This is a genomic window from Stenotrophomonas sp. YJH_SMC_21, from assembly GCF_059369555.1.
The window spans coordinates 283,361-295,815 of the sequence record NZ_JCAFSU010000004.1 but is presented as its reverse complement, the minus strand read 5'-3'; the positions used below and the strand labels follow the sequence as shown (position 1 = coordinate 295,815).

Sequence of the window (12,455 nt, the reverse complement as noted above, 5' to 3'; positions counted from 1 at the left end):
CCACTCCATGGCCAAAGCGCCGCTTGACCTGACCTCCGGCCCGATCGGCCGCAATCTCCTGTTGTTTTCCCTGCCGATCCTGGCCGGCAACATCGCGCAGTCGCTGAACGGTTCGGTGAATGCGGTCTGGGTCGGGCGCTTCCTCGGCGAGGCGGCACTGACCGCCACCGCGAACGCCAACAACATCATGTTCTTCCTGATCGGCTCGGTGTTCGGCTTCGGCATGGCCTCGACCATCCTGATCGGCCAGGCGATCGGCGCGCGCGACATCCCGCAGGCGCGGCGCGTGGTGGGTACCAGCGCCACCTTCTTCATCGGCCTGTCGGTGATCATCGCCATCGCCGGCTGGTTCATGGCCCATCCGCTGCTGGCGGCGATGGGCACGCCGGCCGCCTCGCTGCCATTGGCCGAGGCCTACCTGCAGATCATCTTCCTGGCGATGCCGACGCTGTATGCGTTCGCCTTCCTCACCGCCGCGCTGCGCGGTGCCGGTGACTCGCGCACGCCGTTCCGTTTCCTGATGGTGTCGGTGGCACTGGACATCGTGCTGAACCCGGTTCTGATCTTCGGCATGGGGCCGTTCCCCGCGCTGGGCATCGCCGGCTCGGCCTGGGCCACGCTCGTCGCGCAGACGCTGTCGCTGGCCGGCCTGCTGCTGTACATGCGGCACAAGCGCCACACGTTGTGGCTGGGCCGCGCCGACATGCGCCTGTTCAAGCTCGACCTGACCATCCTGAAAGCGCTGGTGCTCAAGGGCGTGCCGATGGGCCTGCAGATGGTGCTGATCTCGCTGTCGGTGATCCTGCTGATGACCATGGTCAACCAGTACGGCACCGACACCGCCGCCGGTTACGGCGCTTCCCTGCAGCTGTGGAACTACCTGCAGATGCCAGCGATGGCGATCGGTGCGGCGTGCTCTTCGATGGCGGCGCAGAACGTCGGTGCGCAGCGCTGGGACCGCGTACGCGGCACCGCACGCCAGGGCGTGCTGTTCAATTTCCTGCTGACCGGCGCGCTGATCCTGCCGCTGGTGCTGTTCGATCGCCAGCTGCTGGCGCTGTTCCTGCCGCCGGCCAGCCAGGCGCTGGACATTGCCCGTCACCTCAACCACGTGGTGATCGGCTCGTTCCTGTTCTTCGGCGTCAGCTTCGTGATCTCCGGCGTGGTGCGCTCCACCGGCGCGGTGATCCCGCCGCTGCTGATCCTGGCGGGTTCGCTGTGGGGCGTGCGCGTGCCGTTCGCCGAGCTGCTGCAGCCGCATTGGGGCGCCGATGCGATCTGGTGGAGTTTCCCGGTCAGCTCGCTGGTGTCGATGCTGCTGTCGTTGGCGTATTACCGCTGGGGCGGCTGGCGCAAGGCGAAGATGATGGGCAAGCCCTCGCACGCCGAGGAACTGGCCACGCCGTCGGAAATTCCGGCCTGCCCGCCGTCGCCGGTGGCCGACCCGGATGCCGCACCGCTGCGGTAGTGCCGGCCGCTGGCCGGCAACCTCACACCTCTCCAGCAGCATCGCGGCACAGCCGGCCAGCGGCCGGCTCTACCGCTTCTTCTTCTTCGCCGCGTTGAACATGGCCGCCGCGCGCATCAGCGCCTTGAACGCGGCGGCATCCGGCATCGCGCCTTCATGGATATCGATCGCGCGCCGCGTGTTGCCCTCAAGGCTGGCGTTGAACAGTCCCTTCGGATCGGCCAGCGCCGCGCCATTGGCAAACGTCAGCTTCACCGCCTGCTTGTAGGTCTCGCCGGTGCACAGGATGCCGTTGTGCTCCCACACCGGTGTACCCCGCCATTTCCAGGTTTCCTGCACGTCGGGCAGCGCCTCATGGATCAACGCACGCACGCGTGCCAGCGCTTCGCCACGCCAGTCGCCCAGTTCGGCGATGCGCGCATCGATCAGCTCGGCGGCCGGGGTTCCGGCATCGGCCGGGTTGGGTGCATGCGTGGCCATCAGCGGCTCTCGTCGGCAAGGAGATCAGAACGGTGGGCTTACATGTGTTCGCCGGGCAATGCCGCGGCCTGGCGCACCCAGTCAAGAAACCGGGCTTCATCCAGTACGCCATCCTGTGCAATGTGCAGGTAGCGCGTATCGGCACTCCTGGACGGCTCCGGCGGCACCGGTTTCAGCGCAGCGCCGCGGAAGAACGCCACCTTGATATAGCGGGTGAAGCAATGGAAGCTGAGAAACCAGCCTTCGCCCGCGGCCACCGCATACATCGGCGAGTTCCACTTCACCGCCTTGTGCACCCCGGGTACGGCCTGTTCGACCAGCGCATCCAGCCGTGCGCCGATCGGCCGCTTCCAGTCCGGCATCGCCGCGATATAGGCCTGTACCGTGGCATCGCCCTCGCCCTTGGCGATCTGCGGATTACCGCCTGACAACAGCTTGGGCGCAGCGGAAGGTGCGGTTCGCTTGGCAGGCATCGCACGGCACGTCCATCGGGATGATGCCGGCAGCCTACCGCGGCCTGTGCCGGGCGGTCACGGCGCAGTGCGCCATCGGCTCAGTCCGCCTGCCCCGCGCGGAACTGGCGCCACTCCGGTAATTTGCGGTGACGGCGCAGCGAGCGCATCAAGCCGGCCATCACCACGCCGAACAGCGCACCAGCCAACAGGCCGGCCGCCAGCAGCAAGGCCAGCGGACGCTCACTGCCCTGCCACAGCATCAGCCACATCAGTGCGGTCCAGAACAGCCCGAACAACAGGCCCTGCACCAGCGCATTGGTACCGAAGCCGGCCAGGATCGGCGGTGGCAGTGCGATGCCCATGCGCCACAGCAGGCGATGCAGCAACGGCGCCGACTGCACACGCGCCAGCCCCTTGCCGTCGAGGAAGCGCAACGCCGACTGGATCACGGCGGGATAGCGCGGGTTGATGTCGTTCATCACCTGATCGTGGCCGATGCGATGCCGGAAACGCAAACGGCCACCCGAAGGTGGCCGTCGCGGCAACAACCGAAGTTGTTTATCAGGCCTTTTCGGCCAGACGGGCAGCCTTGGCGGCAGCAGCGGCAGCCAGGTCTTCCTTGATGCGGGCAGCCTTGCCTTCCAGGCCACGCAGGTAGTACAGCTTGCCGGCGCGGACCTTACCACGACGCTTCACTTCGACCGAGTCGATGATGGCGCTGTGGGTCTGGAACACGCGCTCGACGCCGTAGCCGTGCGAGATCTTGCGCACGGTGAACGAGGAGTTCAGGCCGGCGTTCTTGGTGGCGATGACGACGCCTTCGTAGGCCTGCACGCGCTCGCGGCTGCCTTCCTTCACCTTCACGTTGACGACAACGGTGTCGCCCTGGCTGAACTTCGGCAGTTCACGGGTGATCTGGGCGGATTCGAATTCCGCGACGATGGACTTGTTCAGCTTGCTCATGGGTTACACCGATTCTTGTTCGGGTGGGCGTGTCATGTAGACAACGTGGGCTCATGCAGTCACCGGACTGTGCTGCACGTTTGTTGTGGATACTGCGCGCGCCGGCCTGGGCTGGCGGTAATTGGCCATGATAGCCGATAAAGCCGGCCCTGCGCTAGGGGTCGGCCTTCTGTTTCTGGACCTGACGGCCCTGTTCCAGCAGCGTGCGGTCGGCCTTGCCCAGCGCCTGTTCATCCAGCAGGTCCGGGCGCCGCTGGGCGGTACGGACCAGCGACTGCTGGCGGCGCCACGCGGCGATGGCCGCATGGTTGCCTGAGCGCAGCACGTCCGGCACGTCGCCCAGAGGGTGCTGGGCCGGCTGGCTGTAGTGCGGACAGTCGAGCAGGCCCAGATCACCTTCGAAGCTGTCCTGGGCCGCTGATTCAGCGTCATTCAGGGCCCCGTCCTGCAGGCGGGCCACGGCGTCGATGATGACCGCCGCACCCAGCTCGCCACCCGACAGCACGTAGTCGCCGAGGGAGATTTCCTCGTCGACATTGGCTTCCAGGAAACGCTCGTCGATGCCCTCGTAGCGGCCACAGAGCAGGACCATGCGCGGCAATGCCGCCAGTTCCCGCACCTTGGCCTGGGTCAACGGCGCCCCCTGCGGGCTGAGATGGATCACCCGCGCCGGGGTCGGATCAGCATCGCGGATCGCCTGCAGGCAGGCCTGCAACGGCTCGATCAGCATCACCATGCCCGGGCCGCCACCGAATGGACGGTCGTCCACCCGGCGGTAGTTGCCTTCGGCGTAATCACGGGGATTCCAGCCATGCAGGCTGAACAACCCCTTCTCCTGCGCGCGCCCGACCACGCCCAGTCCAGCGGACTGGGCGAGGAACTCGGGGAACAGGGTGATGACGTCGAAACGCATGCTCACACTCAGAACTCGGGATCCCAGTCGACCACGACCAGGTTGGCCTCAAAATCGACCGACTTGACGAAGTCCGGCTGCACGAACGGGATCATCCGCTCGCGGTCACCTCGGACCACCACCACGTCGTTGGCGCCGGTGCTGAACAGGTGCGAGACCTGGCCCAGGGCAACGCCCTCGGTGGTCTTCACGTCCAGGCCTTCCAGGTCCACCCAGTAATACTCATCGGGCTTCGGCGGTGGCAGGGCACTGCGGGCCACGTAGATCTCGGTGCCGCGCATCGCTTCGACGGTATCGCGGTCCTCGACGCCGGGGAACCGGGCGACCAGGTGCTTGCCACTGTCGCGGCCACGCACACCTTCAATCGTGGTTTCCACGCCGGACGGGCTGCGCACGATCCACGGCTGGTAACGGAAAATGGCGGAACGTGGCTCGGTCCAGGACTCGAGCTTGATCTCGCCGCGCACACCAAAAGCGCCGACAACCCTGCCCAGCAGGATGCGGCGCTCGATATCTTTCATCTGCTTCAACCAAGAGGGCCACGCCGAAGCGTGGCCCGTCAGGATCAGGCCGCAGCGGCCTGGGACTTGGTCGCTTCCTTGATCAGGTTGCGGACCTTGTCGGTCGGCTGGGCGCCGTTCTTGACCCAATGGTCAACGCGGGCCAGGTCCAGCTCGATGCGCTTCTCGCCGCCCTGGGCGACCGGGTTGTAGAAACCAACGCGCTCGATGTTGCGGCCGTCGCGCGCACTGCGCACGTCGGTGACGATGATGTGGTAGAACGGACGCTTCTTGGCGCCGCCGCGGGTCAGTCGAATCTTGACCATGGTGTTTTTCCTATTGCCCAGTCGCCAGGATGGCGAGGTAAGCGGGCGATTATAGCGGCAGAGTCCGGCCGAGCCAACCCCGGGGGGTTCGCTTGGGGTCAGATCCCTTTTGCGGCGCAAAAGGAATCTGGCCCCAGCCCCTGCCAAGCCACCGCCGCCAGCACCGCCCTGCCCTGTTCAGCCAGCGCCTGCGAGCTTGGCAGGAGATGCCCGTCGATGGCCTCCAGCGCCCACAGGCCGCTGGCGTTGCAGGCAAAAGCGGCCTTCACACTGCCCAGTTCAGCCAGCGCCAACGGCCGCGTCAACTGCGCATCGGGCCAATGCCGCTTCAGCAGCGCTTCGGCCGTACCGCGCAGGGCCGGCGCCTGCGGCCAGAGCAGCCGTTCACCATCGTGCACGGCCAGATTCCAGGTGCTGCCTTCACTCACGTCGCCATCAGCGGTCACGAACAGCACATCGTCGAATCCTTCGGCCATCGCCGCTCGGCGCTCGGCGAACAGGCCAAACGTGCCCACGTGCTTGATCTGCGGCATTTCGCGCTGCCAGACCACGCTGCGCACGCGCTTGGGCGCGACCAGGGCCACCGGCGCTGATACTGCCACCAGCACGTCCACCGGCACCGCCGCCAGCGGGTTGCGGAAATCGAACCGGCGCGAGTACACCGTCACCCGCAGCGAGGCATCGGCCAGGCCGGCCTGTTGCAGGGCCTGTGCCATCCAGGTCTGCACCTGCACCGTATCCAGCTCGCTGCCGAACAGTTCACGGGTCGCCTGTGACAGCCGCGCCAGATGCAGGTCCAGTCCCTGCACCGCGTGGTCGCGCACCTGCAGCGAGGTGAAATGGCCGTAGTTGACCAGCGCCGGCAGCAGATCCTCGACCTGTGCCGGCAGGCCGTTGCAGGTCACCGTCATCGCAGCAGCGCCTGCGCCTGGCTCCACATGCCGCGCAGCACGTCGGCGGCCGGCTGTGCCGGCGCCATCCACGCCGACTGCCCGGCCCAGGCCTGCATCGCCGCCAGGCGGTTTTCCTGCGCGGCCTGCTTGCGCATCGGCGCGGTCAGCCCGCGCTGCACCGGGTACGGGCGTGGCGCCGGGGCGCCTTCTGCGGCAGCGGCGCGCACATAGGCGGTCGCCAGGCCGCGGCCCAGGCGGCCGCTGAAGGCGCGGGTCGGCCAGGTGTCTTCCGGTTCGCTGGCGGCCAGCCCATCGGCCCATGCCGAGGCGATCGCTGCTTCGGGCGTGCGCAGGAACGCGGTGCCGATCTGCACCGCGCTGGCCCCCAACGTGAGCGCGGCGGCGATACCGCGGCCATCGGCGATACCGCCGGCGGCAATCACCGGGATCTGCAGGTGATCGGCCAGGCGCGGCAGCAGCGCGAACAGGCCGACCAGCTGGCGCTCGGCCATCGCCGGATCGAACGCACCGCGATGGCCGCCCGCTTCCATGCCCTGCGCCACCACCGCATCGGCACCGGCGTCCTGTGCTGCACGCGCTTCGGACAAGGTGGTCGCGCAGGCGATCCAGGCAATGCCGGCATCCTTCAACTGCTGCACGTGGCGCGGCAGCAACACACCCATGATGGTCGAGGCCACCGCCGGGCGTGCGGCCAGCAGTGCGGCGAACTGTTCTTCGAAGTCGGCGGGCGTGGCATCGGCGGCGCTGGCCGGCACGTCCGGGCCCCACTGCGTCAGGAAGGCGCGGCTGGCAGCCTCGGCGGCAACGTCACGGGTCGGCACCGGATCCGGCACCCACAGGTTCACCTGCGCCGGGCCATTGGAAGCGGCGCGGAAGTCATCCATCCAGCGGCCGATATCGGCGGCCGGCGACAGCACCGCACCCATCGCGCCCATGCTGCCGGCATTGGCCAGCGCGGCCGACAGCGGCACCGGGCAGGCACCGGCCATCGGTGCCAGCAGGATCGGAAGCTGCAATGAAAAACGCCGACAGAAGGTGTCGGCGCGTTCAAGAATCGGCGATGCATTCACGCGACATACCTGTTGGAGAAGTCGCCATCCAGCATACGCCAGTCATTGTGACCGGGCCCGCGTCGCAATGCGCGCCGGCCCCGTCGCTGCATCAACGGAACGGCATGCCGCGGCCGCCCATGGCGCCCATCATGCCCTTCATGCTGCGCAACATGCCCTTCATGCCGCCGCCGGCCATCTTGCTCATCATCTTTTCCATCTGCATGTACTGCTTCATCAGCTTGTTGACGTCAGCCGGCGTCACGCCCGAGCCCTTGGCGATGCGCGCGCGGCGCGAGCCGTTCAGCAGGTTCGGGTTGCGCCGTTCCTTCTTGGTCATCGAGCTGATGATGGCGATCATGCGCGGCACTTCCTTGCCCTGGCTGACCTGCTGCTTCAGATGGTCGGGGATGTTGCCCAGGCCCGGCAGCTTGTCCATCAGGCCGCCGATGCCGCCCATGTTCTGCATCTGCTCGAGCTGGTCACGCATGTCGTTCAGGTCGAACTTCTTGCCCTTGGCGACCTTCTCGGCCAGCTTGGCCGCCTTGTCCTTGTCGACCTGCTGCTCGACCTGCTCGACCAGCGACAGCACGTCGCCCATGTCGAGGATGCGGCTGGCGATACGGTCCGGGTGGAACACGTCCAGGCCTTCCGGCTTTTCGCTGACGCCGACGAACTTGATCGGCTTGCCGGTGATGTAGCGCACGCTCAGCGCGGCACCGCCACGGGCGTCACCGTCGGTCTTGGTCAGCACCACGCCGGTCAGCGGCAGGGCGTCGCCGAAGGCCTTGGCGGTGTTGGCCGCGTCCTGGCCGGTCATGGCGTCGACCACGAACAGGGTTTCGGCCGGGTTCACCGCAGCGTGCAGGGCCTCGATCTCGGCCATCATCGCTTCGTCGATGGCCAGGCGGCCGGCGGTATCGACCAGCAGCACGTCGACGAACGACTTGCGCGCGTCGTCGATGGCGGCACGGACGATGGCTTCCGGCTTCTGGTCGGCACTGGACGGGAAGAACAGCACGCCGACCTGCTCGGCCAGGGTCTTCAGCTGTTCGATCGCGGCCGGACGGTAGACGTCGGCCGAGACCACCATCACCTTCTTCTTGCGCTTTTCCTTCAGGTGCTTGGCCAGCTTGCCCACCGTGGTGGTCTTGCCGGCGCCCTGCAGGCCCGCCATCAGGATGATGGCCGGCGCGGGCACATTGAGGTTCAGGTCGCTGGCTTCGGCGCCCATCACCGCGGTCAGCTCGTCGCGCACGACCTTGATCAGCGCCTGGCCCGGGGTCAGCGACTTCAGCACTTCCTGGCCAACCGCTCGTACCTTGATGCGCTCGATCAGGGCCTGCACCACCGGCAGCGCAACGTCGGCTTCGAGCAGCGCGATGCGCACTTCGCGGGTCGCCTCGCGGATGTTCTCCTCGGTCAGGCGGCCACGGCCACGCAGGCGCTCGATGGTGCCGGAAAGGCGCTGGGTCAGGGACTCGAACATGCGGCGCAACCTGTCTGAAAGCGGGGGACAATAAGGCAGACAGTATAACGGGTCCGGCTGTCTCCCCGGACTGCGGCCACGGGACCGTCGCCACCACCGCAGGGGTATGCGAAACTGCAACGATGACAATCGTTCTCATCGCCGTCCTGCTCTACCTGGCTGCCAGTGCCCTGCTGGTGCGCGCGCTCGGCCGCGATGAAACCACCGGCTCGCCCACCTGGCTGTGGCCGGCCCTGGCGGCGATGCTGCTGCATGGCAGCTACCACGTGATGGTGGCGATGCGCACCAACGGCGGGCCGGACATGCACTTTTTCGCCGCGCTGTCGCTGGTCGGCCTGGGCATGGCCTGGCTGACCTCGCTGGTCGGCGCACGAGGGCGGATGTCGGCGCTGGGCGTGGTGGTGTTCCCGCTGGCTGCCGTGCTGCTGCTGGCCTACCACGGCTACGGCCACGAACCGAGCAAAGTGCTGGGCTGGCGCCTGGCCAGCCACGCCTGGCTGGCGCTGCTGGCCTACGCCACGCTGAGCATCGCCGCGCTGCTGGCAATCATGCTGTGGCTGCAGGAACGCGCACTGCGTCGCCGCGAGTTCCGGCCGTGGCTGCGGGCGCTGCCGCCGCTGGCCGACCTGGAATCACTGCTGTTCCGGGTGATCATCGTCGGCTTCGCGCTGCTGACCCTGACCCTGGTCACCGGCGTGCTGTTCGTCGATGACCTGCTGGCACAGAAGCTGGTGCACAAGACCGTGCTGAGCGTGCTGTCGTGGGTCGTGTTCGGCGTGCTGCTGGTCGGCCGCCGCCGCTACGGCTGGCGCGGCATGAAGGCGGTGCACTGGACGCTGGCGGCAATGCTGTTGCTGCTGCTGGCGTTCTTCGGCAGCCAGTTCGTGATCGAACTGGTGTTCGGGCATACGCGATAGAAGCGTGCCGACCAACGGTCGGCACCCACCCAACATCACCTGGTAGTGCCGGCCGCTGGCCGGCAACTGGACCGCACCCTGCGTGGATGCTGCCGCCGGTCAGGGCACCGGCTGCGCCAGGATCTTCCGCACCGAACGGCCGCTGTTGGTGAGGATGTCATCGACCTGCCAGCAGCCCTGGCCCTGGCGCACCATCGGCAACCGGGTCACGTAGGCCTTTTTCCAGACCAAATATCGCATTTCTACCTGGCCAGTGGTCGCCGAGGCCTCTTTCCAGCTGTAACGCACGGGGCTGTCGATGTCGCCATCCTGCGCATCCAGCCACGGATCGGAATCGATCGTGCAGATGCCCTCCTCGCGCTGCTGGCAGGCACGCTCATCACGCAGCGCCTTGCCGAAGGCCGCGCTGACCAGCGCGGCCGGCGGATCCAGCAGATCACCGTTGCCGGTCGTCGCCTCGTAGAAGGCGCGGGCCACAGCCGCAGGCTCCCGGCAGGCGGGAGCAGCCTGCACGGTGGGGGCCAGCAGCAGCCCGGCGATCACGAACATCCCTGTCTTTCGCATGTATTTCTCCTTGAGGGAGTGCCGGCCGCTGGCCGGCACTACAGGATATCCCGGCGCTGCCGGCCAGCGGCCGGCACTACCCGATACCCGGCTTACAACCCGTAACGCTCGATCACGTCCAGGTGCGGCTGGCGATCCTGGTCGCAGGCTTCGGCCAGGCGCAGCCAGCAATGCGGATGCGGCCACGTCGCGGTCTGCTGCTGGAGGAAGCGGTGCAGCGCCAGCGGTGCATGGTCCTGCGGCTGGGCCACGGTGAACAGCAGGCCGGGCAGCGTACCCTCTTCCACATCGGGGTCGGTGACGGTGTAGTCCGGGCGGCTGTGCGACCACACCTTCCAACCCTGTGCTTCGGCCGCCTCAACGAAGGCGTTCCAGGCCTCTTCGCCCGGGTGCGCGCCATCGATCATCCAGCTGCGGGCGAAGCCGCCGCGTTCCAGCACATGCACCTGCGCATAGGTCGGGATGAAATGCTCGCGTGCTTCCTCCTCCTCGGGTGCCGGATGCACCAGCGCGGCATCGAACACCACCCAGTCGCCCACCTGCTGGGCGCGGTTGGACGGCGCGTTCTCGACGATGCGCGCGGTCACCGGCCCGCTGCGACGGGCGTAGTACTCCATCGGCTCACCGTTCTCTTCGCTGCGGATGATCACCCAGCCCCACGGCTCTTCGACCACGCCTTCCAGGCTGGACAGCTCCATGCCGATCGCCTTCGCCGAGCGACGCACGGCGTCCCAATCCCGCGCCGCGCTGGCGGCACTCATGTGGTCCCAATGCGCGGCATTCGGATCTTCCAGCAATTCAACCAGCTGCGCATAGCAGGCCTGTGCTTCGCTGAAGCGGCCGGTTTCCATGTACATGCGCGCCAGCGTGCCGCGCGCGCCGTGCGAGCCCGGAGACAGCTCCAGCAGGGATCGGGCCGCCTGCTCCAGCGCCGGCCAGTCGGACACGCGGCGTGCACGCTGCACCTCGCACCAGTGCGCGAACACCGGCACGCTGCCGCGATAGAGATCGGCCAGCTGGCGCAGGCCATCGTCGTCGCCCTGTTCGGCCAGCCAGCGCATCAACGTGTAGGCCGCGGGACCATCGTTCTGCGCATGGCTGCGTACGAACCGCCACAGCAGCGCGCGCGCCTCGGGCTGCGCGCCGCAGGCATTGAGTGCGCTGGCCGCCATCTCGGCCAGCGCCTCGTCATCGGGCAACTCGGCATGCGCCTGCAGCAACCACTGCGCTTCGCGCTCGGGATCGCGCGACTGGTTCTGTTCGCCCTGCGCGTCCAGCCATGCCAGCAGCTCGCCCGCCGGCACCGGCAGCGGTGCGACATCCGGCAACGCGTCGATGCGCGCGGCCAGGCCGGCCACCAGCGCCGCAGCACCACGATCCTGGCGCAGCTGCGCCAGATGCGTGCGGGCCAGTTCCAGCTGCCGCAGTGCCACCCAGCGCGCACCACGCTGCAGCGCCAGCTCCAGGCTCAGCGCTGCCACTTCGATCAGCAGGCGATGCGATCCGACCCGGGCAAAGTGCTCGATGATCGTGTTGAAGCGCGTGCCCAGATCCCAGGTATTGCGCGCAGGATCCCGCTGGCAGAGCGCGGCGGCGGTGTTGGCCCACAGGCGCCAGTAGTTCGGAGTCAGCTCGCTCCACGGCACCAGCTGCTGCAGCGCCTCTTCGTCGCGGCCCAGCTGGGCCAGCGCCCAGGCCTTGGACAGGCGGCGCGGCACCGTGCAGTTGGCCGGCTCGTATTCTCCGGACGCAGCAACTTCGGCCTCCCGCTTTTCGATCAGTGCCAGTGCCTCATCGGCACGGCCCATTCCCAGCAGGATCTTGATCTGCATCTCCGGGAAGCTGTCGAACACTTCCTTGCCACAGGCCTCCACGGCATCGGCCTGCGCCTGCAGGTAATCCAGCGCCGCCTGGCCACGACCATCATCGAGCAGCGCATCGGCCTTCTCGCAGCTCAGGCACTGGAAACAGGCCCAGCTCGGGTCGATGCGACCCAGTGTTTCATCGCAGACCTCGATGCGCTCGGGCACCCAGCCCGGGCCATCGATGTTGCCATAGCAGGCAGCCAGATCCTGGGTCACGCAGATCGACTGCGGGCATTCCAGCGTGTCCTCACGGTGCGCACGTTCGAACAGCGCCACCGCTTCGCCCAGCGCGCTCTCGCCTTCGACGCGGTTGCCGACGCGGTTGCGCAGCGCCCAGTGGCCGACATAGACGTCGACCCACGGGTTGTCCAGCGCCTTGCCCAGCGCACGCGCTTCGGGCAGCAATGCATCGACGCGGTCGATCTGCAGTTCACTCACCTCGTCGGCGAGACGGTTCAGCAGGTGCGCGTTCTGCGCCTGGCCGGCCTGGCGCAGGTCACCCTGCAGTTTTTCGACCCAGTTCCAGATGTCCATGGGGTAAGTGCTCCTGTC

Annotated in this window: 14 protein-coding genes; 2 read left to right on the top strand and 12 right to left on the bottom strand. The window is 67.5% G+C overall.

Annotated features, from left to right (window positions below; genetic code table 11):
• Positions 1-7 precede the first annotated feature (7 nt).
• Entirely contained in the window at positions 8-1,468 is a 1,461-nt protein-coding gene (locus tag AC5P67_RS08945) for an MATE family efflux transporter (RefSeq protein WP_012479534.1), read from the top strand.
• 69 nt (positions 1,469-1,537) lie between these two features.
• Here AC5P67_RS08945 and AC5P67_RS08940 read toward each other — a convergent pair whose 3' ends face one another.
• The 10 genes from AC5P67_RS08940 to ffh all read right to left on the bottom strand — a co-directional run bounded on the left by AC5P67_RS08940 (position 1,538) and on the right by ffh (position 8,557).
• Positions 1,538-1,948, bottom strand: coding sequence for a DUF1801 domain-containing protein (locus AC5P67_RS08940; protein WP_012479533.1), 411 nt, complete (start codon positions 1,946-1,948; stop codon positions 1,538-1,540).
• 38 nt (positions 1,949-1,986) lie between these two features.
• On the bottom strand, positions 1,987-2,421 hold the full coding sequence (locus AC5P67_RS08935; protein ID WP_005412655.1) for a DUF1801 domain-containing protein: 435 nt from the start codon (positions 2,419-2,421) through the stop codon (positions 1,987-1,989).
• An 80-nt stretch (positions 2,422-2,501) separates the two neighbouring features.
• On the bottom strand, positions 2,502-2,882 hold the full coding sequence (locus AC5P67_RS08930; RefSeq protein WP_012479532.1) for a DUF6404 family protein: 381 nt from the start codon (positions 2,880-2,882) through the stop codon (positions 2,502-2,504).
• An 82-nt stretch (positions 2,883-2,964) separates the two neighbouring features.
• A complete protein-coding gene (gene rplS, locus AC5P67_RS08925; RefSeq protein WP_005408597.1) occupies positions 2,965-3,366 on the bottom strand; it encodes a 50S ribosomal protein L19 in 402 nt (133 codons plus the stop codon).
• Between the two features lie 154 nt (positions 3,367-3,520).
• Positions 3,521-4,279: a tRNA (guanosine(37)-N1)-methyltransferase TrmD gene (trmD, locus tag AC5P67_RS08920; RefSeq protein WP_012479531.1), complete on the bottom strand. Its 759-nt coding sequence runs from the start codon at positions 4,277-4,279 to the stop codon at positions 3,521-3,523.
• 8 nt (positions 4,280-4,287) lie between these two features.
• On the bottom strand, positions 4,288-4,800 hold the full coding sequence (rimM, locus tag AC5P67_RS08915) for a ribosome maturation factor RimM (RefSeq protein WP_005408595.1): 513 nt from the start codon (positions 4,798-4,800) through the stop codon (positions 4,288-4,290).
• Between the two features lie 44 nt (positions 4,801-4,844).
• Positions 4,845-5,105 carry a 30S ribosomal protein S16 gene (gene rpsP / locus AC5P67_RS08910; RefSeq protein ID WP_005408594.1) on the bottom strand — a complete coding sequence of 87 codons (261 nt, stop codon included), beginning with the start codon at positions 5,103-5,105 and terminating at the stop codon, positions 4,845-4,847.
• A 98-nt stretch (positions 5,106-5,203) separates the two neighbouring features.
• A complete protein-coding gene (locus AC5P67_RS08905) occupies positions 5,204-6,016 on the bottom strand; it encodes an aminotransferase class IV family protein (RefSeq protein ID WP_111117649.1) in 813 nt (270 codons plus the stop codon).
• Complete coding sequence (locus AC5P67_RS08900; protein WP_012479529.1) at positions 6,013-7,089, bottom strand: NAD(P)H-dependent flavin oxidoreductase; 1,077 nt, start codon at positions 7,087-7,089, stop codon at positions 6,013-6,015. The genes AC5P67_RS08905 and AC5P67_RS08900 overlap by 4 nt, the downstream gene beginning before the upstream one ends.
• 91 nt (positions 7,090-7,180) lie before the next feature.
• The gene (gene ffh, locus AC5P67_RS08895) at positions 7,181-8,557 is read right to left on the bottom strand and encodes a signal recognition particle protein (protein WP_329754791.1); all 1,377 of its coding nucleotides are present in this window, start codon (positions 8,555-8,557) and stop codon (positions 7,181-7,183) included.
• A gap of 122 nt (positions 8,558-8,679) precedes the next feature.
• Between ffh and AC5P67_RS08890 the strand changes: the two genes are divergently transcribed.
• Positions 8,680-9,474, top strand: a complete 795-nt coding sequence (locus AC5P67_RS08890) for a cytochrome C assembly family protein (protein ID WP_111117648.1) — start codon at positions 8,680-8,682, stop codon at positions 9,472-9,474.
• A 99-nt stretch (positions 9,475-9,573) separates the two neighbouring features.
• Here the strand turns inward: AC5P67_RS08890 and AC5P67_RS08885 are convergent, their stop codons facing one another.
• On the bottom strand, positions 9,574-10,038 hold the full coding sequence (locus AC5P67_RS08885; protein ID WP_005412649.1) for a YqhG/Tai3 family protein: 465 nt from the start codon (positions 10,036-10,038) through the stop codon (positions 9,574-9,576).
• 92 nt (positions 10,039-10,130) lie between these two features.
• Positions 10,131-12,437, bottom strand: coding sequence for a tetratricopeptide repeat protein (locus tag AC5P67_RS08880; protein WP_329754790.1), 2,307 nt, complete (start codon positions 12,435-12,437; stop codon positions 10,131-10,133).
• Positions 12,438-12,455 lie beyond the last annotated feature (18 nt).